Raw genomic sequence first — 21,779 nt, 5'->3', positions numbered from 1 at the left:
AACCGGCCAGTGGCCGGTTTTTTTGATCTTCAATGCTTCGATTCCTTGTGCGCTGCATCTCCGCTGTCACGCAGCCGACGCAACACACAAAGCCATCGCCTACAGAATATACTGGCTTAAATCCTGATCATCGCGCACATCCTGCAAGTGCTCTTCCACATAGGCCTTGTTGACCACCACCTGCGCACCGGGCATTTCAGGCGCGTCAAAGGATATGTCAGCCAGGATTTTTTCCATGATTGTGTAGAGCCGCCGCGCGCCGATATTTTCCGTGCGGGTATTGGTGTCTTCGGCAAATGCCGCGATTTCTTCCAACCCGTCATCCGTAAAGCTTAGGCGAATCTGCTCCGTACCCAGCAATGCCTCATACTGCTTGGTCAGGGCATTGTCCGGCTCCTTGAGGATGCGCAAAAATTCTTCCCTGCCCAGAGGCTGCAATTCCACCCGTAAGGGAAAACGCCCCTGCAATTCGGGAATCATGTCCGAAGGCTTGCTGAAATGGAAAGCGCCCGCCGCAATAAACAGGATATGATCCGTGCGGATCATGCCATACTTGGTGTTGACCGCACTGCCTTCCACAATGGGCAGCAGGTCGCGCTGCACGCCCTCGCGCGAAATGTCTGACGTGCGGTTCTGCGAGGAGCTGGCGATCTTGTCGATTTCGTCAATAAAGATGATGCCCGTCTGCTCCACACGTTCGCGGGCCTTGTCCACCAGAGCTTCCTGATCCACAAGCCTGCCAGATTCTTCCTGCACGAGCACGGCAAAGGCGTTGCGCACCTTCATTTTGCGGCGGCTGTGCTTGGGCGGAAAGGCCTTGCTGAACATGTCCTTGACCTGCCCGCCCATCTGTTCCATGCCGGGGATGGCGAACAGGTCAACACTGCCGCCGCCCTGCTCGGTCACTTCCACTTCCACTTCCCGGTCGTCCAGAAAGCCAAGGCGGAACTGCTGCAAAAGCTTTTCGCGCGTGGAGGCGCGTTCTTCCGACCCAAAGGAGCTTGGCAACAGCAAATCCATAAGGCGCGATTCCGCAGCAGCCTCGGCAGCCTTGCGCACACGGGCATTTTCTTCATCGCGCACAAGGTTGATGCCTATTTCCATGAGGTCGCGCACCATGGATTCCACATCGCGCCCCACATAGCCCACTTCCGTGAACTTGGTGGCTTCAACCTTTACAAAGGGCGCGCCGGAGAGCTTGGCCAGGCGGCGGGCAATTTCCGTCTTGCCTACGCCCGTGGGGCCCATCATAATAATATTCTTGGGCGATACTTCATCACGCAGCTCCGGGGCAAGATGCTGCCGCCGCCAGCGGTTGCGCACCGCCACTGCAACCATGCGCTTGGCCTGTTCCTGCCCCACCACAAATTTATCAAGCTCGGCAACAATGCCGCGAGGTGTCAAAGTACTCATCAAATTCTCCTGCTGTAGGCACATTCTTATGTAAATATAGGCATTGCCGCGCGCATGGCAATGGAGAGACAAAAGGTTTTCTCCACCGCCGCAGCGTACCGGCGTGCACTGCCCTTGCGAACACTTTCCTGCAACGATACACTGAAAAGGTGAGAGCGAGAAATCTGAAAAGCCGACCTCGCTAATAATAATCATTGACAATAAAGCCTTGATAGCACAGAATCCAAGAACCCTGAAACAATAAGGAGTTTCCTATGGATACAGTTACGTTCAAAGGCAATGTCATGCATCTTGAAGGTACCCAGCCCGCCGTTGGCGGCAAGGCTCCCGACTTCACGCTGACCGCCAACGATATGAGCCCCCGCAGCCTGAAAGACTACGCTGGCAAGGTGCTTGTGCTTGTATGCGTTCCCTCGCTGGATACTCCCGTATGCGATATGGAAGTTCGCCGCTTCAACACCGAAGCCGCCGCCCTGTCCGACAAGGTGCGTATTGTGGCCGTGAGCCGCGATCTGCCTTTCGCGCAGGCCCGCTGGTGCGGTGCTGCTGGCGTAACCGCTGTTGAAGCCCTCTCCGATTACCGCGCTGGCGCCTTTGGCAAGACCTATGGCATTCTGATCAAGGAGCTGGATCTGCTGGCCCGCTCGGTCTTTGTGGTCGCCCCCGACGGCACCCTGGCTTACAGCCAGCTTGTGGGCGAAGTTGCCCACGAGCCTGACTACGCCTCTGCTCTGGAAGCGGTCAAAAAGCTGGCCTAGCTCATACAGCTACCCCAAAAGCCAAAACGCCTTCCCCATTGAAAGGGGAAGGCGTTTTTCGTGGTATTGCAACAAAAAGTACCAGAGCAGAGGCAAAGACGCGCGCAGCCTTGCCGTCAGGAGCGTCTGCGGCCCGTGGCCTGAGCGGCAAAGAGGCTCACCGCAAACCAGCAGCAGGCCACAAGAATAATGGTGGCCCCGCTGGCCGTAGCCAGCCATTCCTGAGCGGAAAGGGTCAGCCCGGCAAAGGCGGATGTTGTGCCCACAAGAAGAGCCCACCAGAACATGCCCCCGGCGGAACGGGCAAAATTGCGAGCCGTGGCAGCGGGCACAATGAGCATGGCCGTCACCAGCAGCACCCCCACTGCCCATACGGAAAACATCACCACCAGCGCCAGCAGCCCGGCAAAGGCATACTGCCACACTGCCACGCGTACACCGTGAACCCGCGCCATAACCGGATTCAGGGCAATATACATCAGGCGGTTGTAGCCAACTGCCTGAAACACCAGCAAGGCAACAAAGAGCAGGGCCAGAAAGCCGATTTCGCCATCGGTGATGGTGAGGATATCACCGTACAAAAAGCGCTGCATGTCTCTGCCTACGCCTTCTGCCCGGCTTACCACGGCAAGGCCAAAAGCCACCACGGCAGAAAAGACAATACCGATGACCGTGTCGGACGAAAGGTCGCTCTTGCGCCGCACAGCCATGATGCCAAGCCCTACCAGTATGCCAAACAGGGGCATGGCAAGACGCGGCGGCACAGCCAGTATCAGCCCCAGCGCAACCCCGGCAAAGGCCGAATGCCCGATGGCGTCTGAAAAAAAGGCCATGCGAAAATTGATGACTTCCACCCCGAGTACAGAGGCCATAGGGGCCAGCAGCAGCACTCCGAGCAAGGCCTGCTGCATGAAGCGCATTTGCAGGCAATCAAGCGGAATCATGGAAATAAGCGCGTATATCGGGCTGAGATCAGGCACGGGAACCTCCCTGATCCGGCGCTTTTTCGCCGCAGGGTTCGCACGGTGAGGTCGCCATGCGGGAGGCCAGCCGTGCATTCATGCGGGCGGCCTCACGCCGCTCTATGGCCGCGTAGTTGGGCAGCAGGCCCTCGGCTTCGCTCACCACGCCGCACTGCGGGCAGCCGGGGTCCTCAGGGTCGCACTGGTCCGGGTACAGGTGGATCGGCACGCCAAAAAGCTCCATGAGCGTGGAGGAGGTCAGCGTGGCGCGGGGCGCGCCTGTGGCGCATACGGTCTTGTTAAGGCAGACCACATGGGTTGCGTAGTGCGCCACCAGCGGCAGATTGTGGCTGACCATGATCTGCGTAAAGCCGCGCTCGTGCCGGGCGGCATCCAGCAATTCCCAAAAGAGCCTCTCGCCGCGCACGTCTACGCCTGCCGCAGGCTCGTCCAGCACCAGCAGTTCCGGATTGCGGCCAAGAGCCGCAGCCAGCAGCACACGGCGCAGTTCGCCGCCAGAAAGGTCACCCATGCGGCTCTGCTCCAGATGCTCGGCCTTGACCATCTGCAAAAGCTGCCGCCCCTCGCTGCGCGCCCAAGGGCGCAGGCCCAGCCACAAGGGCTGGCGCTGGCGGCTCAGGGCCAGAAATTCGCACACGCGCAAGGGCAGGCTGCGATCCATAATCAAATGCTGCGGCACATAGGCCATGCGGGGCTGATGCTCTAACCCAGCGAACTGGATACGCCCTGTATAGGCCATTTCGCCAATAAGGCAGAGCAGCAGCGTGGTCTTGCCTGCCCCGTTGGGCCCCACAAGAACCGTGCTGCCGCCAGCGGGCGCGGTGGCGCAGATATTGTTCAGAATAAGGTTGCCCCCCCGGCTGAGGCATACATTCTCAAAGCAGACCGAGGGGGCAAGCAAGCTGTTATTTGCCAAAGTACTTCTCTAATGTGGCAATATTTTTTGACATAACTGTTTCGTAATAATCAAGGGGCGCGCCAGACGGCCCCGAGGCAAGCGGATCAAGCTGCACTGCCGGAACACCCGTTTCCGCCGCAAGGGCGAGCACGGGCTTGTCCGAATACTGCGGCTCGCCAATGAGCACTACCGGCTTGGATTCTTTTATTTTTTTCACCAGGTCAAGCAAACGCGCCGCAGAGGGTTGAGCCTCTTCATCTTCCTGAATCACATCCACAAGGTTCAGCCCGGCATCGCGCACAAGGTAGGCCATACCATCGTGCAGGGCCACCACATTCTTGTTGGCGGCATTGGCCCCTACGGCGGCAAGGCGCTGGCCCAGAGCCTCAAGCCTTGCGGCATAGGCATCCGCAGCCTGCGGGCAGTTTTTTGCGGCAACCGGCGCAGCAGCAGCAAGGCCACGGCCAATATTGCGCGCCATCACCGCAGCTTGCAGCGGGCTGGAAAAAGCATGCGGATTCAGGCCGCCGTGGTCGTGCCCATGGTCATGGCCGTGTTCGTGAGCATGATCATGCCCTTTTGCTGCTGCCGCAGTGTTGTGGTCGTCCTTATGGGCGGCGTCCGCCTTGCCGTGATCAGCATCGTGATCTTCGTCATGTTCTTCAACAATGGCGTTAATACCCTTGCTGCTGTCGATGACGGCTATCTTCTTGCCTGCGGCGGCAAGCGGTTTTTCCAGAAAGGACTCCATACCCAGGCCGTTGATGATCACAACATTGGCCTTGGAGAGCTTTTGCATGTCCTTGGGGGTCAACGCGTAGTCGTGCGGGCAGCCGGTCTGGGCGGGAATGAGCAGATCAACCTGCACATCCGGGCTTGTCTGGGCAACGGCGCGGGTCAGCAGATACACGGGATAGGTGGTGGCAAGAACGCGCACCTTGGGCTCGGCAGCAAACGCGCCAGTAACCGCAAAAGCGGTTACGAGCAGCATGCATAAAAGTGCCAGGCCGTGATGTTTGCCCTTGCGAAACAAGACAGAAATACAATTGCTCATGGTACTTGCTCCTGTTTGCAAAGCAAATTGGTCAGATAAGACCCCGCAGCAGCCGTGTCAAGCCGGATATTTTCAATCCGTCAGCGGCTAATTCTGCGCAGGCGGAAGCCAGTGTTTGATGAATCTGCCTTCTTCAATTTCAAAATACGCCTGCATCAGCTCTTCATCTGTATTCATGACAATGGGGCCGCCCCAGGCAACCGGCTCCCGCAGGGGCGCGCCGGAAACCAGCACAAAACGGCATTCTTCTTCGCCGCTTTCAACAGCCACGGTGTCCCCATCGCCCAGCAGGTAGGCGTGGCGGGCCAGCATGGGCTCCCTGCCATCCATCAAAAAGCAGTCGCCAGCATACAGATAGGCAAAAACAGTGTGGGCGGGGTTGGTCTCCACCTGCCAGCGCGCCCCGGGTTTGAGCCGCACATCAAGAAAACGCACGTCCACATAATCACCCTTCGCAGCACCATCGACACCCTTGTATTCACCTGCGACCACGGCCACGGAAGCGGCCTCCTCCTCAACACGCGGCACCATGTCAATAGTGATGTCGCGGTACTTGGGATCAGTCATCTTGTGGGCGGCCGGCAGATTGATCCAGAGTTGCAGGCCGAGCATGCGCGGCGAGGCAAGGGGCATCTCCTGATGCAGAATACCGCTTCCGGCGGTCATCCACTGGCAGCCGCCATCGCGGATAACGCCAGCATTGCCCAGGCTGTCCTTGTGCTCGATGACGCCATTCACAAGATAGGTGAAGGTTTCAATGCCCCGGTGAGGATGCATGGGAAAACCCTTTACGTAATCCTCGGGATTTACGGAATCAAAGGCATCCAGCATAAGAAACGGATCAAATGTTTTGACTGTGGGCGAACCAAGCACGCGCACAAGGCGCACACCTGCGCCATCAATGGTGGGACGCCCTGTGACGTCTCCGGTGATGGATCGTAACTGCATGTGCTGCCTCCTTGTGCCGGGCTTTTCGCCGTATGTGCAGTAAGCCTGGCTTGCTTTTTTTACAGTGGGCCGTATGCTGCCGACCTGTTGCGCGCTAAAAACGCAGCCAGCTGACGGGGAGTAAACGTGTCGAAATTTCTGAGCAGACTCGCGCTTGGCGCCCTCTGCATAGCACTTGGCTGCCCGCCTATGGAACTTGTTGCCGAGGGAGCATCGGTTGCGCCCGCCGCCCAAAGCGAGAAACTTGCCACGGAACTTGCTGCGGAACCCAGCGCGGGCCAGCCAGACAGCCCAGAATCCAAGGCCGGACAAACAGACGCGCAAAAAACATCTGCCAGCAGCCAGCATGCAGCGCCTGAATCTTCCCCAGCAATACCGGAATCAGCCCATCCCGGATCAGCCGCCAATGCCGAGGTTTGCCGTTCCTTGCCGCCCCTGCGAGAGCTGATTACATCCCCCTTTGGCAACCGCCGCATGCCCGGCTGGCTCAGCAGGCGCGGCGTGGTCATGCGCGATCATGGGGGTGTAGACATCCGCGCGCACATGGGCTGGCCTGTCACGGCCTTCAAGCCCGGTACAGTCATCCGCGCCGGAAAAAACGGCCCACTGGGCATCTCCGTTGACATCCGGCAAGAGGACGGCATGACGGCGCGCTACGGGCACATGTCAAAGACTCTGGTAAAATCCGGGCAGCGCGTTGCCGCAGGCGAACCTGTGGGGCTTGTGGGCTGTACCGGCAGAACCACCGGGGCCCACCTGCACTTTGGCCTGCTGGACGCCTCGGGCAAGGCCGTTGACCCCTTGCCCTATCTGCATTCTGCTGATGAAGTGCTGCGCCCCGACCCGGCGGACATACCGCCCGTCATTGAAGCGCAGTCTTGCGGGCCTGTGCTGCGCGGCCCCAACGGACGCCCTACCCGCCTGGGCACTACACTGAAAGATCTCGATAACTATACTCCGCCGCCCATCCCCACCTGGGATCAGCGCCGATAGCGGGAACAGCCTGCCAGCGCATTGCACAAAATTCCGGGCTGAGTTCCGGACAGATTCCCGCCCAGATCAGGAGAGAACGCCCCGCAAAGCAGCGGCCCAGGCAGTGGCCCGAGCAATGATCTGCGCAATGGCCTGATTCTAGACAGAATGACGGTTTCGCCGACCTGCCACAGCTCGGGACTTTTTGCGCGCTTTGGGCCACAGGGCCGCCACAAGCACAAGCTGCCCAACCACCAGCACCGGGTCGCGGTCAAACAGGCCCGCGCCGAGCACAAGGCCCGCCCCAAGCAGGGCTGCGCCATGGCTGGCGTAAAACCTGCCTGCAAGCTGCAAGGCCACGCCAAGCCCGACCAATATGGCAAAGAGCAGCGCAGGGGCAGTTTCCGGCGCAAGAACAATGGGCAAACCGGGCAACGCAGACGAAATATCCGCCTGCGCCGCCGCAGTTGCCAGAACAAATACCGTCAATGCTAATCCCAGACCAGCGCGCACCACTCGCCGTCAATAACGCGGCGGGGCTTGGGCAGGCATTGGGCCATGTAGGCTTCTTCCACGCTGTCGGCCTGGATTTCAAGCAGGCCGGAGAGCACTAGGCACGCGCCGGGCTTGCAGGCCCACACAATGCGCTGGGCAAGATCAATCAGCGGGCGGGCCAGAATATTTGCCAGCACCAGATCATAGGTGCGGCCTTCGAGCGCGTCTATGCTGCCAAGGCCCACTTCAAAGCCTTCGATTCCGTTGATCTGCCTGTTTTCAATGGCATTTTCCACGGCCAGCATGTCGATGTCGTAACCTTCACCGGTCAGGCCGCTCTTGCAGCAGCCAATGCCAAGCACGCCCGAGCCGGTGCCGAGATCCAGAAAATGCTGCCCCGGCTTGACGCGCCCGGCTTCCACAAGCTCGCTCAACACGGTGAGGCACAGGGCCGTGGTGGCATGGTGGCCCGTGCCAAACGCACTCTTGGGCTCGATAACAATCTTTTCCCGACCGGGGAACTCATTGCTGTCGGCAAGCCAGGGGGGCAGCACCACAAAACGGTTGCCGCAGGGCACAGGCGTAAAAAACTGCCGCCACGCGGCCAGCCAGTCCTGATCCTCAAGCGTGGTCAGGGTGTATTCCGCAGCGGGAATACGGGCCTGAAGGTCGCTTTGCAGGTTGTTGATGAATTCGGGGTTTTCGCAATGCACGCGAAAGCGTGTTTCACCCGTGGGCAGGGTTTCTTCTTCCCAGCCAAAGGGCACACCCAGGGTCAGCAAGCCGGTGGCGCGGTCTGCATCTTCTTCGGCCACAACCATTTCCAAACGAAAAATCTGCTTCATAATCCTCTCGCTCAGTGTTTGCGGCGGGGCCACTGGCACACCAGCCGACCAGCCAACAATGCCAGACTTCCCCTGCCGGGTCGACCTCTTTTGCGTGGCGCTGGCCCTCCGCAATACCTACTTAATCAATAAGGATTGCCATGTGCCTCAAATACGGGTATAGTAACTAACTTATCAAAGCCTTTGTATTCCCCTTTGCAAGGAACATCCATGTCTGACTCCCAGTGCTCGCCTCTGTCACCCGAGGAAACATCGCCCAGTCTTTCCCCGGCCCATGCCGCCGAACTTGAGACCCTGCTGGAACGCATTCGCACCGATTTTGATGTGGAATTCGAGCCGCTTCATGTGGACGAAAATCCCCTTCAGGTGCTCTCCATACAGAACATGAGCGCCCATCTGGACAAGCTGCTGCAACGCAAGGCCATCCATGATCCGCTCAAGGATCTGCCCCTGTGGGCAAAGCTGTGGCCCGGTTCCTTTGTGCTGGGCCGCCTGCTGCGCAAGTATGAACCGCAGGGCAAAAGCCTGCTGGAGCTTGGCGCTGGCTGCGGCGCGTTGAGCCTTGTGGCCGCCCGCTACGGATTTGCGCGCGTGGTGCTGAGCGATGTGGTGGAGCAGGCCCTGCGCTTTGCCAGGGCCAACGTGCTGCGCAACGGCCTGGGCGACCAGATTGAAGTCACCCATGTGGACGTGACCGCGCCGGGGCGCGACCCGCGCTTTGCCAGCGGTTTTGACATTATCGCCGCCTCGGAAATTCTCTATCTGGACGACCTGCACAGACCTCTGGTCAAGTTTGTGGATCGCCACCTCGCACCCGGCGGCAAGGCCTTTTTCTGCACTGATGTAGCCCGCGCCAAACCCCATTTTGGCAAAATTGCGGCCAAGACCTTCAAGATAACAGAAGGCCGCATCGGCGTTAAATCCCACGATGAAAACGGCGAAGAACAGCGCCGTCTGTACAGCATTCTGATTCTGGAGCGGCCATGAACGAGCAGTTGCCCATTATAACCCTGGCCCCCTGCCCCAAGGGCTACACGCGCGATCTGGACAAAACCATGAGCCCCGCGCAGACCATTGCCCGCGTTCGCGAGCGGCTGGATTCCTCCCGCCTCGACATTTTGTCAAAAACGCACCGCGTGGACGTGGGCAGGCTTGGCATACCTGTGTTCCTGAGCGTGTGCGGGGCCGATGCCCGGCGCATCATGCCCACCCGCAAACAGATGGGCAAAGGCTCCTCCGCCGAACAGGCCGAAGCTTCGGCCCTTATGGAACTGATGGAGCGTTTTGCCTTTTTCAGTTTTTGGGAAGAACGCCCCCACATGGTCAGCGTCACATGGAGCGAGGCCGAGGCCCGCTTTGGCAGCGACCTGCTATCCATTGAGGCCATGCTGCGCTCGGTGGACGACACCCTTTCGCCGCAGGATGCCCGCCGTGTGCTTGACCTCACGCGCTGGCAGTTCTACCCCGCCACCCGCCTGCTGGACGGCAAAACCGTATGGCTGCCGCTGGATTGGTTCAAGCTGCTTGGCGAATTTAACGGCACTTCGGCTGGCAACAGTCGTGAAGAATCGCTGCTGCAAGGCCTGAGCGAACTGATCGAGCGCCATGTGTGCTGCCACGTTGACCGCAACCTACCCACCACGCCCACCATCGACCCGGCATCCTGCGCCTTTGACCCGGTGCTGGCCGAACTGCTGGCGGCCTTTGAGCGCGAGGGCATACGCATTGTGCTGAAAGATTTTTCGCAGGGCATGCCCCTGCCCACGGTTGCCGCCGTTGCCTGGGATCCCAAAACCTTTCCTGAGAGTTCTGAAATCGTCTACACCGCCGGCACAGCGGCTTCCCCTGCCAAGGCGGCCATCCGCGCGGTTACTGAAGTTGCCCAGCTTGCAGGCGATTTCTGCACACGCGCCTGCTACGAGGCCTCAGGCCTTTCCAAGTACACGGCCCTTGAGCAGATCAACTGGCTTATCGAAGGCCCAACCGTCTCCCTTGCCAGCCTGCCCACCGTGGAAAACGCCGATATCCGCGAAGAACTGCTCACTGCCCTGCGCGGCCTTGCCCCGCTGGAGCTTTACGCGGTAGAAACTACGCATCCGCGCCTTGGCATCCCCACCCACTACAGCATTGTGCCGGGCCTGCATTTTCGCGAGCGCGACCGCAACCAGAGCCTTGGCCTCTTTGTGGGCCGCAAACTCGTGGAGGAAGCCGATGCGGCGACAGTGCTGCACGGGTTGAAGGTGCTGGAATCGTGCTATCCCGGCGCGCATTTTCTGCCTTTTTTTGAAGGCATGCTGGCCCTGCGCGCGGAAGACTTCAACACTGCCCGCAGCGCCTTTGCCGCAGCCGTTCCCCTGCAACCGGATGCGGATTCCCAGGCTCTGGCCTCCTTTTACCTTGGCTATACAGATACCCTTGAATGCCGCTGGCAGGAGGCCCTGCCCGCGCTGGCAGCCGCTGCCAGGCTCTGCCCGGACATGAAGGAATACGGCAATCTGCTTGGCGTGGCCCACTTCAAGACTGGCGACTATGCCAAGGCGGCTGAGGCCTTTAAGGCTGTGCTGCGGGTGGACAAAGGCTCTGCAATGGACCTCGCCAACCTCGGCCTGTGCGAAAAATTCATGGGCAATGCCGAGCCGGCCCGCGAATATCTGAGCGCCGCGCTGGAGCTTGATGCCAGCCTGGATTTTGCCCGCAATCATCTCGCAGAGCTGGAAGGACAGGCGAACTGATCAGACTCCATAACGGAGTCCATAACTGGCTCCAGAACTGGCTCCATCCCCCAATCGGGAATTGGCTTGCCTGTCACGCCTAATGGCGCAAATACGATTTTCCCGCACTGAATGCGTCAGCACCGGGGTTTTGATGCTACCGTGCAGGAGTACGGGCGCACAAAATCCCGGCGCTTGCTTTTCAAAAACTGCGAGTCCTTTGCCTGGATTCTTCCAGCACTCCGTTGATATTCTTGATAAAATACACATTTTGCCTCAGCATGTCTCTGAGGGTATAAGAATACGCGCTTCACGCAGAAAAATTGCGGCTGCCTGCCTGTGAGGTAAAAGGTAGCGTATGACAACTATGCGGTGGAACTGGAGAAATATAGTGAGCTTTGCAGTCAAAGAAATTTTTTATACGTTGCAGGGGGAAGGGTTCCACGCAGGCCGCCCTGCGGTTTTCTGCCGTTTTTCCGGCTGCAACCTTTGGTCAGGGCGGGAAGAAGATCGCAAATTTGCCAAATGCCCATTTTGCGATACAGACTTTCTCGGGGCCGAGAAATCGGGCGGAGAATTCAAAAACGCCGCTACGCTGGCCCAGGCGATCTGCTCTTTTTTCCCCAGCTATACGCATCCGGGCTATCGGCCTTACGTGGTCTTCACAGGTGGGGAGCCTGCCCTGCAACTTACAGAAGAGTTGTTGCACGAGTTGGGCCGCTGCGGTGTGGAAACAGGAATAGAAACCAACGGGACGCTCGCCCTGCCCAAAGGCCTGGACTGGATTACGGTCAGCCCCAAGGCGGGAACAAAGCTGATTGTTACATCCGGGAGCGAGCTAAAGCTCGTCTGGCCTCAAGAGGGCATTTCCGTACAGGATTTTGAGCAACTGGATTTCAAACATTTTTTTCTGCAACCACGCGACTATGCAAGTCAGTCACACGCAACAGAAGATGCTGTCAGAATCTGTCAGGATCGCCCGCTGTGGAAGCTCAGCCTTCAGACGCACAAGTTTATCGGCATTGCTTAGGAGAACATATGGATATTTACGTTATTATGACGTTTGACGCGGCGCATCGGCTGCCCGCCGTACCGGCAGGCCACAAGTGCGGCAATCTGCATGGGCATACCTTTGTTGTTGAAGTTTATGTGCAGGGCGAAGTGTCTGAAACCAATGGCTGGGTTGTTGATTTTGGCGACATTAAATCGATTGCGAAGTCGTATGTTGACCAGCTGGATCACACGTATCTGAATGATATTGAAGGGCTTGAAAATCCCACCAGCGAGAATATCGCCATCTGGCTCTGGGGCAAGCTGGATTCCCAGATCAGGGGGCTTTCAAAAATCGTGGTCAAGGAAAGCCCCACCTCTGGCGCCGTGTACACCGGGAAGTAAGGAAAGTTGGGGAAAAGATAGCAACGGACACATATGAGGGGTTGGGTGAGCCTGTCAGGCTGATTTACGCAAACCAAACTTTCACGCCCTGAACGCGTCAGCGCCCACAGGCGTCCTAAACTCCGCCAGAGGACGGAATCCTGTGCCCACAGGGCAGAAAATTTCAGAAATTTCAGTTAGCCGCCCGCCCCGCAAGCCCCCCAACCGTCCCCTCTAATTCCAGAAAACCCTTGTCATAACCTCGCACTTCCCCAGCATACCGGGTTCAAACTGCTTGCCCTCGCCATCACTGATGGTTATGCGCACGGGCACGTAAACTTCCGGGCGGGCAGCAGTTTCCCTAGTATCCCTATTGTCCGCAATGGCATTAGGCGGCAGGGGCTGCGGGTCGAGCCTGTCATAGACGCGCCCTTCAAGTCTGGTGTCGTTTTTCAGGGTTATGGCGCACTTCTGACCCGGTTTGAGGGCATTGGCGTCATCCTGCGTAAAAAAGGCCAGCAGCCAGAAGGATTTTTGCGCTTCCTTGCCCTCAGGGAGCAGCAAGACCACTGGCTCGCCGCGCTGCACAGACTGCCCCGGCATGGCGATGCCGCGCAGAATGCGCCCATCTTGCGGCGCGTAGAGATTGCCGTCCACAGCATTTTGCGGCACGGCATTCATGGCAGCGCCCAAGGCGCCTGCCACATATTTTGGCGCATAGCGGTTGCTTGAGGCCAACTGTTTGTAACGCAGAGCTTCCGCACGCACTCGGGCAAGTTCCTGATCTATGGCTGCGCGCACAAGGCTGACCTGTTCAAATTCCACAATGGCCCGCTCCTTGGCAAGGCGGGTCTGAGCTTCCGCCTGTTTGGCGGCTGCGTAACGCGCGCTGCCCACGGCGCGTTCACCGCCCTGGCTATCAAGGGTGCGCAGGGCAAGCTGGGCGCGCACATGCTCTGCCACGCGCTCTTCACGCGCTTTCTGTTTGAGATCTTCATCATGCCGCGCCAGTGCGATGCGGCGCACCATCTCCTGTTCCGAATCCTGCGCCTGCTTGAGCCGGGCTGCGGTTTCTTCAATGCTCGGCGGGCCAGCCATAGCGCGCAGACCGGCTGCCTCGCGCCCGGCTTCGCCCACACGGCCAGCGTATGCCTTTGCGTCCAGCCGGGCCAATACCTGCCCTTTTTTGACGCGGTCGCCCTCGCGAACAGCCACGGATTCGACCTTTGCGGGAAATTCGGACGAAACAGCGTACACCATGCCATCGAGCATGGCCCAGGTGCTTGTTACGCGGCCGGATTCAATCCACCACCACCCGGCGGCGACCAGACAGCCTATCACCCACAGGGGCAACAGGCGCAAGAACATGCGGCCATGCTTTTTCAGTCTGGGTTCGGGCATTTGCAAATATATTGGTTCGGGCATGTCGTGTCCTGTGAGGTTGGAGCATTTTCATGACATTATCATAAAAACATGCAGATACCGTACCATACTGCCCGCAATGCTCTTTACAAGCCGCTCGCAGACGCTTACAAAAGCTGCATTCACGGAGAAGCGGCTTTTTGCCGTCAAATCTCCGCCAGGGGAGTCGACACATATCATGGTCTTATCGCGAATCTGCGCCCTGCTTTGCCTGGGCTGTCTGCTTGCTGGCTGCGGTACCACCCGCCCTGTAGTTGTGGTGGAAAAAGACGAATTCATGAAAATGGCGCATAACATGCCCAAGGAACTTCAGGCCCGTGACCTGCTGGACAAGGACGGCTCCTACACGGCCCCCATGTCGTTCAAGGGCTTGAAAGACTACGGCGACATACTTTTCACCCGCCTTTCGCCCTCATTTATGCTGCAAAACGACACGGCGCATGATGTGTATCTTGGCGAAACATTTTCCGCCACCATCCTGCCCGACAGCCGCGTGCAGCGTTTCCCCAACGGTTTCAGCATCAATCATGCCACGCAGAAGCTTAAAGTCAATATGGTCGGCATTGCGGACTGGAACGGGGACGGGCAGGATGAATGGATAGTTTCCTGCTTTGTGGAGCCCAAGAGGGGTGGACGCACCCGCATTTATTATGTGCTGGTTCCGCCGCCGCTCAATGATCAGGAAAAACTCAAGGGCACTGTTGCTGCGGTATACGAGTGCTTTGGCCTTTCCTGCACGCTCTATGTGCGCGACAGCAAGGTCATTCAGCGCGATGCCGCCGATCCACTCTTGCCGCCTACAGAAGTGCATGACGTGGTGCCTGGCTTGCAGCCTGTCACCACCCCGCCCAACAAGGCCAAGCAAAAGAGCGGCGAAGGTCTGGAAGAGCGTAGCCTGTAGGCCGCACACCCGCCCAACCACCGCATCATAAATAGCCAAGGGCTGTCGGTTCGCGCAGAACTGGCAGCCTTTTTTGCGTCCAGGTACCCGCAGAGTTGCCCGACAATTCCCCGCTGATTGCGTGACAACAAACATGCAGGGGCAGAGAAGCAACAGCGGCAGCTATTGCCCCATATTTTGCCAGTTTGCTCCCCTGCCCCGGCCCGTGGAGGGCAAAACGCCGGAAGAGCAGTGAGGGAAGACGGCTTGGCGCCGCTGGGGCAGCCTGCCGCAAACGCACAAATCGCCCGCCTGCGCGGCACGATTATGACGCTGCCTCACCCAGCGCAAAAGGCAGCCACTGCCGCTCAAAAAAGCACCAAGTGCTGCCCGGCAAAAAAGAACCCCGCCAAGGCAGGGGTTCGGTTCGCAAGAACCTGCTTCCCTGCCCCGGCGGGGCAAAACATTTCAAGCTAAGCTAATGCTTATTTGAAAGCCTTTTCAAAGTTGGGCACGACCTGCTTTTTGCGGCTCATCACGCCGGGCAGCCACACGGATTTGCCTTCGGCCTTCACGCCAAAAGCCTTTTCCACCACGGAAGGATCGTCAGAAACGATCAGCATTTCAGAGCCTTCCTTCATGATGTCGGTGAGCAGCAGGAACACGCTGTGACGGCCTTCGCCCTTCACGCGGGCGATTTCGGCCTGAAGGCCAGCCTTGACGGGTTCCAGAATGGAAAGATCGACCACTTCGAGCTGGCCGATGCCCACTTTCTTGCCGCCCATGTCGAAGTCCTTGTAGTCACGGAAGACCAGGTCCTTCATGGAGGTGCCTTCAACGGCGCTCTTGACCTTGAACATTTCCATGCCCAAAGACATCACGTCGCTCACGCCCGCGATCTTGGCCAGTTCTTCAACGGCCTTCTTGTCGGCGGGGGTGCAGGTGGGGGACTTGAAGATAACGGTATCGGAGAGGATGGCGCACAGCATGCCGCCAGCGATGCCCTTGGAAATTTCCACGCCGTAGAAGTCAAACATGTTCTTCAGCACGGTGCAGGTGCAGCCCACGGGCCAGATCCAGGCTTCCAGGGGCGCGGAGGTGGTCACATCACCAAGCTTGTGGTGATCAGCGATACCGAGCACACAGGCGGAATCCATTCCCTTGGGGGCCTGAGCCAGATCGGAATAGTCCACCAGATACAGATTCTTGCCAGCCACGTCGGCAACAACCTGGGGAGCGGTGAGACCGAACTTCTTGAGCACGAATTCGGTTTCAGGAGTGGGCGCGCCCTGGGCGGCAGGGGTAACGTCCAGACCGCGCTTGCTGTACAGGTCGGCGGCGGCAATGGCAGAAATGATGCTGTCGGTATCAGGATTCATGTGACCAATAACTAATGCGGACATGACAGTCTCTCCTTCCGGTATTGTTCGGGTATGCGGTTCAGTGCGACCGCTTTGTTCTCTTTAGCACAAAGTCCTGTCCATGCCAAGGTCTTCGCACAAAAAAACCCGAAACAGATTAGTGGACACTCTACTCAACAAAACACATCTTATTGAAAATAAACAATATTTTTAACTTAGTGATTTTTTTATTTTTTCGTCGCCTTGGGATGGGCCTTGTCGTAGGCTTCCATCAAATGCTCAAGGCTTACCTGCGTGTAGCGCTGGGTGGTGGTCAATCTGCGGTGCCCCAGCAGCTCCTGCACGCTGCGCAGGTCGGCCCCTGCCGAAAGCAGGTGCGTGGCAAACGAATGGCGCAGGCTGTGCGGTGACACTGTAAAATCCAGCCCGGCCCGGCGGCACAGGCGCTCCACAATGCGCGCGGCCTCCCTGCGGTTCAGGCGCGAACCGCGCGAACCCACAAACAGGGCCTGCTCTTCCGGCAGGGCCAGAAGCGGGCGCTCGTCAAGCCATGCCCTGAGGCTCTCGCACGACGTGTCGGAAAGCGGCGCAAGCCGCTCCCGAGAGCCTTTGCCCATTACGCGCAATACGCGCGATGAAAGCTGCACGTCATCAATATTGAGGCCAAGCGCCTCTGAAATGCGCAGGCCAGAACCGTAGAGCAGTTCCGCAAGAGCAAGGTCGCGGCACAGCAGACGCGCGGATTCGGCGCTCTCTGTCCCGGCCTGCCCATGCTCCGCATCCAGCAAGGCGAAAGTTTCGTCCACATTCAGGGCGCGGGGGTGACGTTTTTCTTGCCGGGGATTGCGCACCTGCGCGGCCACATTTTCTGTTACCACACCATTACGCTGTTGAAAACGAAAGAATGAACGCACAGCCGCCAGTTTTCTGGCCATGGAGCTTTTGGCCTCGCCCTGACGGAACAGCCAAGCCAGATAGGCCTGCACGTGCCGCCGGGTGACGGATTCGGGCCTTCCAAGGTCAGCATCCTGCCCGCGCAGAAATTCGATGAGTTGCGCAAGGTCGCTGCCGTAGGCTTTGAGCGTAGCGGGCGAAGCCCCCTTCTGCACTTCCATCCAGGCCAGAAAGGCATCAACAAAGAGTTTTGCCCGGTCGGGGCCGGGTTTGCGTTGCCCGCCAGCGGCCTGTTCCTGCGTGTTTGGCGTGGCTGCCCCGGTCAACGAGGCTTGCGCTTGCTTATCCGGAGATTTTTTGCTCGCTGCTGTTTTGGCCGGCGCAGCGCGGCCCCCGGCCCTTGGGCTGGCGGTCGCGCCGACCGGGCCTTTTTGCCCGCCCTGTGCCCTGCTCATGCCGTCACCTCATAGCGCGCGCCGGGCAAACGCCGCACCTTGCCCAGCATCTCAAGCCCCACAAGAGCGGCATTGGCCGCCGCAGCGCTCAGCCCTGCGGCATCAGCCAGAACATCGGCATGGGTGGGGCCATGCTGACGCAGATGCGCAAGCAGATCAGCGTTGCCATCGGCGGCAGCGGCGTTTTCCGCAGCGGCGCGCTCGCCCTCGTTAAGGGGCTGCACTGTGCATGCATTGCTGCTGGCATCATCTATAATAGGTGCATTTTCGCTGGCATGCTCCCCGGTTGGGGCATCCTGCTCATCGGCCTTGCCGGGTTTGCCAGCCGCCGCGCCCTTGTCTGCGGTGCCCCGGCCTGCTGCGCTGGGTGCTGACGCTCTGGACGTGCCTGCCGCCTTGGATGATTCCGGCGCAGGCACATCCTCCAGCAGTCCTTCCTCTTCACCGGGAACACTGCCCTCGCTGATGCCAAAGGGCCGCAACTGCTCCGCCAGATCGCGCAACACGTCCTCGGCGCTGAATACGGCATGCGCGCCCTGCCGCACCAAATCCTGACAGCCAAGGCAATGGGCATCCAGCGCAGGCCCCGGCACGGCGTACACTTCGCGGTTTTGCTCCAGAGCCAGCCGCGCCGTGATAAGACTGCCCGACCGCTGGGCGGCCTCCACCACCAGCACTCCCAGCGAAAGCCCGCTGATAATGCGGTTGCGGATGGGGAAATTGCCCGCATGCGGCAGCGTGCCGGGCGCGAATTCAGAGATCAGCAGGCCCCGGCGCTCCATTTCATCAAAAACAGTCATGTTTCCAACTGGATAGAGCATATCAATGCCCGTCCCCAACACGCCGATGCTGCGGCCAACGCGCTCAAGCGCGGCCTCATGGGCAACCCTGTCTATGCCCAGCGCCATGCCGGAAACAATGGCAATACCGCAGGCCGAAAGGCAGCGCGCCATGTATTCGGCCACAGACCTGCCATGTTTGGTGGCCTTGCGCGAGCCAACCACCGCAAAACCCGGCGATTGCAGCAGGGAAAGATCACCCCGGCAATAGAGCAGCAGGGGCGCGTCAATAACCGGGCGCAGCAGCACGGGATATTCAGGGTCTGTCCACAGGACTATGGATGCGGCAAGATCGCGGGCGCGATCCCATTCTTCTCTGGCAGTGACACGCCACGACCCCGTAGCCAGTTCAGCGGCCTGCCCCTTGTTGACGCCCGCCTCATGCCAGAGTTCACGCGCCTGCACAGCGGCGTAGGCCGAGCCAAAATGCCGCGCAAGGCGGGCAGCAGAACGCGCGCCCAACCCACGGCAGTGCCGCAAGGCAAGGCTGGCCCAGTATTCCTTGCGGGCGGCCTCGTCCATTGCAGCCAAAGTTTTACATGGCTGGCTCATGCCGCCACCGCTGTATGGCCCAGCGCCGCTGTGCAGCCCATTTTACCGGGCCAGACCACGCGACCGGGCAAGCCCCGCCGCTTCTGAGTTGGGAAACTGCGACAGCAGCTTTTTGTACGCCTGCGCGGCACCTTCCTTGTCGCCCATGCGGCTCAGGGTCATGCCGGTTTTCAGCAGGGCATCGGCATTCTTGTGATGGCGCGGCCACTGGCTGTTGACCTTTTCAAACTGCGCCAGCGCGTCCTTGTACTTGCCCTGGGCGTAGTAGCCCTCGCCAATCCAGTATTCCGCATTGGCGGCAAAGCGGCCCTGAGGGTATTCCTGCAAAAAGGTCTGAAAACGGCCAATGCTGTCTGCGGCCCGGCCAGACATGGCAGGCTGCAAGGCTGCCTTGTATGCGGCCTCCTCGCCCTTGCCGCTCTTGGGCAAGGCTGCGGGCTGGGCTTGCGCCGAAACAGCAGGTGTGGCGGCAGCGTTTGCCGCAGGAGCTGGAGCAGGAGCTGGAGCAGGTGCAGAAGCAGATGCGGCAGCGGCTTTGGCAGCCTTGCCTTTTGCGCCGTTTTTGGCGGCGGCATCACCAGGCAGGGGCGGCAGGCCCAGGCCCGGATGTTCGGGCGGCAGGGCAAGGTCGGAGACCGGCACAGAAGGCACGGGAACATCAGGATTGCCCCCGGCTACGGCAACAGGCGGCAGCATGGGCTGAACCGCCCCCTTTCCGCTTGCGGCAGAAGCCGCAGGGGGTGAAGCCGACTCGGGCGGCAGGGCGAAAGATGCAGCGGATCCGGCAGAAGCAGCCCCCGCCGCACCCTTGGCGGCGGCTTGCGGTTTTTCTGCCGGGCTTTGCTGTGCAGCGGTCTTTGCCGCAGGGGTCTTTTCCGCAGAAGTTTTGGGCATCGCCTCGGCTTCGGCCCTGGCGGTCTCACGCGGGGCGGCAGCGGGAATGGGCCTGATTGTGGCGGCGGGATCAATAGTACGGGCGTTGGGCGCTGTGGAATTTGCTGGAACAGCACTGGCTGCGGGCTGAGCGGGAGTGACTGGGGGGCGCTCGGAGCTGTTGGGCGCAACCGGGCCGTGCGCGGTAAGCTGGGCGCTTTCCGGCTGGGCAGGCGCAACCACAGCGCTTTTGTGGGGCTGCGGCGGAATAATGGGTACCACGGTCATGCCGGTTTTTTGCCCGCCACGGGTGCGCACCTCGTAAACCCTGTTATTGAGCTGGGCAACCTGGGTATCAAGCGTGTTTACGCTTTGTTCCAGCGTGCGCAACCGCTGGTCGGTCTCGCGCAGCACCTTCTGGTTGGTTTCGCTGGTCGATTCCACCTGACGCATTTTGTCAGAAGAAGCGCATCCGGCAACCAGCGCAACGCAGGCCAACGGCACAACAATCAGTGTTTTCATCCCGTTCTCCAGCACAAGAGCATTCTTGCGTTGAAATATCGCTCAATGCATCAAAAGCCCGCAACAGACGCCCATCAAAAATTTTTTGACCCGGCCCGGCCTCTTGCCCGGCTGCTATAGCCCCCAGAACTGCAAACGCACAAGCCCATCAACCTGCCAACCTTTCTTGTGCCTCAACCCCGGCCATATTTCAAGAACTCTTGCAGCGGCAGCGTTTTTCAGGCAAGAACAGGCTTGCTCACGCTCGTACTACATAACAGATACGGACAATCGGAACATCGCAGCACCAAAAAGTCTGTTCCACAGTTTTTGATGCACCTTGCGCCCGGTTGCAAACGGGATTTTGCCTTCATCCGCACGTGCACAGGTGACTCACCCGGGACACGGCAGGCGAAGGGCGGCAATAATCCGCATGAACAGTTCCTATCCGGCATCAAGCCAGACCGGAGGCGAAGCCAGATGAATTTTTTCCAGGAAATGGCAGCGGCCCTGACAACTTGGATGGACGCGTTGCGGCATCTTGGACAGTCCTTTCCCATGGCGCGCATGGGCCTTGACGCCCTGAGCATTGCCCTGCCGCTCGCGGCCCTGCTGGCCTTTGCGGGCCTGGGTTTCATGTCCGCCACCGCACGGGCGCTGGCGGTTACGCGCAAGCGCGCCTCCTATGAAAAATGCGCGCGCCAGCTGGCCTTGCTCTCATTGCTGCTGGGCTGGGCGCTGCTCATCTGCGGCAGGGTCTGGCTCTTCTTTACGCAAAGCTCCTATACGCCCGACTCCATCTCAGACTTCATGGTTGAAATGAGCTGGATCATGCTCGGGCTGGCCGTGCTCATCAACAGCATGTATTTTGCGCTGTGGAAATTCCTGCTCAAGCTGCCCATGCTGCATGTGGGCATGGGCGTGGTCAGCGGCATTCAGGGCATCATCGCCACAGTGGCGTCCCTGGCTGCGGCCCGCCTGATAACGGCGCTGGCCCGCCCCGATGCGGACCTGCTGACCCTTGGGCACATTTATGTTCCCGGTTTTGGCACGCCCTTCTGGTGCGCCCTTTTCTGGTCGCTGCCCCTGATGCTGGCCGTGGCTGGCGGCATGGGCGCTTTCTGGCTTGTGCTGCGCCGCAAATATGACGACTTTGGCCGCGACCACTACAATACCATGCTCCCCTGGTGCGCCACATGGGCGCGCAACGCCTGGGCTGTTTTCTGGGTTATTTTGCTGGCATCTTCGGTGTTTGACGTGCAGAACGCCTGGCAAAACGACACCTTTACCGCCACTGACGCCATTATGGAAAGCGCAGAGCTGCTGCTCTGGCTTGTTCCGGCCCTGCTCTGGACATTCGTGGCCCGCAGCGCCACCCCCATGCGCCACAAGATCACCCTGCTGGCCGCGCTGGTGCTGGCAGTTGCCATCATGCTGCCCTTCTACCTCAACATGACGGAAATCACCCTGCCCCCATCCATGACCGATATTGTGCAATAGCGGCTAATTACCGCATGGATATGACGTAAAAACCCCGCCTCTACGGCGGGG

At 59.4% G+C, this 21,779-nt stretch carries 20 protein-coding genes; 8 read left to right on the top strand and 12 right to left on the bottom strand.

Going from position 1 to position 21,779, the window contains the following annotated elements; genetic code table 11:
- Positions 1 to 99: 99 nt before the first annotated feature.
- Complete coding sequence (hslU, locus tag QZ383_RS01585) at positions 100 to 1,413, bottom strand: ATP-dependent protease ATPase subunit HslU (RefSeq protein WP_192111507.1); 1,314 nt, start codon at positions 1,411 to 1,413, stop codon at positions 100 to 102.
- 254 nt (positions 1,414 to 1,667) lie between these two features.
- Between hslU and tpx the strand changes: the two genes are divergently transcribed.
- The gene (gene tpx / locus QZ383_RS01580) at positions 1,668 to 2,171 is read left to right on the top strand and encodes a thiol peroxidase (RefSeq protein ID WP_291442462.1); all 504 of its coding nucleotides are present in this window, start codon (positions 1,668 to 1,670) and stop codon (positions 2,169 to 2,171) included.
- 116 nt (positions 2,172 to 2,287) lie between these two features.
- Here the strand turns inward: tpx and QZ383_RS01575 are convergent, their stop codons facing one another.
- From QZ383_RS01575 to QZ383_RS01560, 4 genes are all read right to left on the bottom strand, one after another.
- Complete coding sequence (locus QZ383_RS01575; RefSeq protein ID WP_291442461.1) at positions 2,288 to 3,151, bottom strand: metal ABC transporter permease; 864 nt, start codon at positions 3,149 to 3,151, stop codon at positions 2,288 to 2,290.
- Positions 3,144 to 4,070: a metal ABC transporter ATP-binding protein gene (locus tag QZ383_RS01570; RefSeq protein WP_291442459.1), complete on the bottom strand. Its 927-nt coding sequence runs from the start codon at positions 4,068 to 4,070 to the stop codon at positions 3,144 to 3,146. The genes QZ383_RS01575 and QZ383_RS01570 overlap by 8 nt, the downstream gene beginning before the upstream one ends.
- Positions 4,060 to 5,106, bottom strand: a complete 1,047-nt coding sequence (locus QZ383_RS01565) for a zinc ABC transporter substrate-binding protein (RefSeq protein ID WP_291442457.1) — start codon at positions 5,104 to 5,106, stop codon at positions 4,060 to 4,062. The genes QZ383_RS01570 and QZ383_RS01565 overlap by 11 nt, the downstream gene beginning before the upstream one ends.
- A gap of 87 nt (positions 5,107 to 5,193) precedes the next feature.
- Entirely contained in the window at positions 5,194 to 6,054 is an 861-nt protein-coding gene (locus QZ383_RS01560; RefSeq protein WP_291442456.1) for a pirin family protein, read from the bottom strand.
- A 126-nt stretch (positions 6,055 to 6,180) separates the two neighbouring features.
- On the opposite strand from QZ383_RS01560, the gene QZ383_RS01555 reads away from it, so the two are divergent.
- A complete protein-coding gene (locus tag QZ383_RS01555; protein ID WP_291442453.1) occupies positions 6,181 to 7,047 on the top strand; it encodes a M23 family metallopeptidase in 867 nt (288 codons plus the stop codon).
- A 138-nt stretch (positions 7,048 to 7,185) separates the two neighbouring features.
- On the opposite strand, the gene QZ383_RS01550 is transcribed toward QZ383_RS01555, so the two are convergent.
- Positions 7,186 to 7,515 carry a hypothetical protein gene (locus tag QZ383_RS01550; protein WP_291442451.1) on the bottom strand — a complete coding sequence of 110 codons (330 nt, stop codon included), beginning with the start codon at positions 7,513 to 7,515 and terminating at the stop codon, positions 7,186 to 7,188.
- Positions 7,516 to 7,517: 2 nt separating this feature from the next.
- Entirely contained in the window at positions 7,518 to 8,366 is an 849-nt protein-coding gene (locus tag QZ383_RS01545) for a 50S ribosomal protein L11 methyltransferase (protein WP_291442450.1), read from the bottom strand.
- Between the two features lie 210 nt (positions 8,367 to 8,576).
- On the opposite strand from QZ383_RS01545, the gene QZ383_RS01540 reads away from it, so the two are divergent.
- From QZ383_RS01540 to queD, 4 genes are all read left to right on the top strand, one after another.
- On the top strand, positions 8,577 to 9,353 hold the full coding sequence (locus QZ383_RS01540) for a methyltransferase domain-containing protein (protein ID WP_291442448.1): 777 nt from the start codon (positions 8,577 to 8,579) through the stop codon (positions 9,351 to 9,353).
- Positions 9,350 to 11,098 (top strand): YcaO-like family protein, encoded by a 1,749-nt coding sequence (locus tag QZ383_RS01535; protein WP_291442446.1) that lies wholly within the window; start codon positions 9,350 to 9,352, stop codon positions 11,096 to 11,098. Before QZ383_RS01540 ends, QZ383_RS01535 begins: the two co-directional genes overlap by 4 nt.
- Positions 11,099 to 11,468: 370 nt before the next feature.
- The gene (gene queE / locus QZ383_RS01530; RefSeq protein WP_291442444.1) at positions 11,469 to 12,107 is read left to right on the top strand and encodes a 7-carboxy-7-deazaguanine synthase; all 639 of its coding nucleotides are present in this window, start codon (positions 11,469 to 11,471) and stop codon (positions 12,105 to 12,107) included.
- Between the two features lie 8 nt (positions 12,108 to 12,115).
- Complete coding sequence (gene queD / locus QZ383_RS01525) at positions 12,116 to 12,472, top strand: 6-carboxytetrahydropterin synthase QueD (protein ID WP_291442442.1); 357 nt, start codon at positions 12,116 to 12,118, stop codon at positions 12,470 to 12,472.
- A gap of 213 nt (positions 12,473 to 12,685) precedes the next feature.
- Here the strand turns inward: queD and QZ383_RS01520 are convergent, their stop codons facing one another.
- Positions 12,686 to 13,876 carry a biotin/lipoyl-binding protein gene (locus QZ383_RS01520; protein WP_291442440.1) on the bottom strand — a complete coding sequence of 397 codons (1,191 nt, stop codon included), beginning with the start codon at positions 13,874 to 13,876 and terminating at the stop codon, positions 12,686 to 12,688.
- A gap of 175 nt (positions 13,877 to 14,051) precedes the next feature.
- Between QZ383_RS01520 and QZ383_RS01515 the strand changes: the two genes are divergently transcribed.
- Positions 14,052 to 14,774, top strand: coding sequence for a hypothetical protein (locus QZ383_RS01515; protein WP_192111493.1), 723 nt, complete (start codon positions 14,052 to 14,054; stop codon positions 14,772 to 14,774).
- A 464-nt stretch (positions 14,775 to 15,238) separates the two neighbouring features.
- Here QZ383_RS01515 and QZ383_RS01510 read toward each other — a convergent pair whose 3' ends face one another.
- From QZ383_RS01510 to ybgF, 4 genes are all read right to left on the bottom strand, one after another.
- Complete coding sequence (locus QZ383_RS01510; RefSeq protein WP_291442438.1) at positions 15,239 to 16,156, bottom strand: manganese-dependent inorganic pyrophosphatase; 918 nt, start codon at positions 16,154 to 16,156, stop codon at positions 15,239 to 15,241.
- 185 nt (positions 16,157 to 16,341) lie between these two features.
- Entirely contained in the window at positions 16,342 to 17,463 is a 1,122-nt protein-coding gene (locus QZ383_RS01505) for a tyrosine recombinase XerC (protein ID WP_291442437.1), read from the bottom strand.
- The gene (gene dprA / locus QZ383_RS01500) at positions 17,460 to 18,854 is read right to left on the bottom strand and encodes a DNA-processing protein DprA (protein ID WP_291442436.1); all 1,395 of its coding nucleotides are present in this window, start codon (positions 18,852 to 18,854) and stop codon (positions 17,460 to 17,462) included. The genes QZ383_RS01505 and dprA overlap by 4 nt, the downstream gene beginning before the upstream one ends.
- 42 nt (positions 18,855 to 18,896) lie before the next feature.
- Positions 18,897 to 20,249 carry a tol-pal system protein YbgF gene (ybgF, locus tag QZ383_RS01495; RefSeq protein WP_291442434.1) on the bottom strand — a complete coding sequence of 451 codons (1,353 nt, stop codon included), beginning with the start codon at positions 20,247 to 20,249 and terminating at the stop codon, positions 18,897 to 18,899.
- Positions 20,250 to 20,708: 459 nt separating this feature from the next.
- Here ybgF and QZ383_RS01490 point away from each other — a divergent pair, with 459 nt between their 5' ends.
- Positions 20,709 to 21,728: a hypothetical protein gene (locus QZ383_RS01490; RefSeq protein WP_291442433.1), complete on the top strand. Its 1,020-nt coding sequence runs from the start codon at positions 20,709 to 20,711 to the stop codon at positions 21,726 to 21,728.
- The last annotated feature ends 51 nt before the right edge of the window (positions 21,729 to 21,779 follow it).

Source organism: Desulfovibrio sp. (genome assembly GCF_019422935.1).
In the GTDB taxonomy this organism is placed as follows: domain Bacteria; phylum Desulfobacterota; class Desulfovibrionia; order Desulfovibrionales; family Desulfovibrionaceae; genus Desulfovibrio.
Note: the sequence above shows the minus strand (reverse complement) of the source record. Positions and strands in the feature narration are given on the sequence as shown.

Coding starts and splice junctions, on each gene's coding strand:
- QZ383_RS01545 (WP_291442450.1), bottom strand. CDS start 8,366: ATGAAGCAGATTTTTCGTTTGGAAATGGTTGTGGCCGAAGAAGATGCA.
- QZ383_RS01560 (WP_291442456.1), bottom strand. CDS start 6,054: ATGCAGTTACGATCCATCACCGGAGACGTCACAGGGCGTCCCACCATT.
- QZ383_RS01505 (WP_291442437.1), bottom strand. CDS start 17,463: ATGAGCAGGGCACAGGGCGGGCAAAAAGGCCCGGTCGGCGCGACCGCC.
- hslU (WP_192111507.1), bottom strand. CDS start 1,413: ATGAGTACTTTGACACCTCGCGGCATTGTTGCCGAGCTTGATAAATTT.
- queD (WP_291442442.1), top strand. CDS start 12,116: ATGGATATTTACGTTATTATGACGTTTGACGCGGCGCATCGGCTGCCC.
- QZ383_RS01520 (WP_291442440.1), bottom strand. CDS start 13,876: ATGCCCGAACCAATATATTTGCAAATGCCCGAACCCAGACTGAAAAAG.
- QZ383_RS01490 (WP_291442433.1), top strand. CDS start 20,709: ATGAATTTTTTCCAGGAAATGGCAGCGGCCCTGACAACTTGGATGGAC.
- QZ383_RS01565 (WP_291442457.1), bottom strand. CDS start 5,106: ATGAGCAATTGTATTTCTGTCTTGTTTCGCAAGGGCAAACATCACGGC.
- dprA (WP_291442436.1), bottom strand. CDS start 18,854: ATGAGCCAGCCATGTAAAACTTTGGCTGCAATGGACGAGGCCGCCCGC.
- QZ383_RS01510 (WP_291442438.1), bottom strand. CDS start 16,156: ATGTCCGCATTAGTTATTGGTCACATGAATCCTGATACCGACAGCATC.
- QZ383_RS01515 (WP_192111493.1), top strand. CDS start 14,052: ATGGTCTTATCGCGAATCTGCGCCCTGCTTTGCCTGGGCTGTCTGCTT.
- tpx (WP_291442462.1), top strand. CDS start 1,668: ATGGATACAGTTACGTTCAAAGGCAATGTCATGCATCTTGAAGGTACC.
- QZ383_RS01535 (WP_291442446.1), top strand. CDS start 9,350: ATGAACGAGCAGTTGCCCATTATAACCCTGGCCCCCTGCCCCAAGGGC.
- ybgF (WP_291442434.1), bottom strand. CDS start 20,249: ATGAAAACACTGATTGTTGTGCCGTTGGCCTGCGTTGCGCTGGTTGCC.
- QZ383_RS01540 (WP_291442448.1), top strand. CDS start 8,577: ATGTCTGACTCCCAGTGCTCGCCTCTGTCACCCGAGGAAACATCGCCC.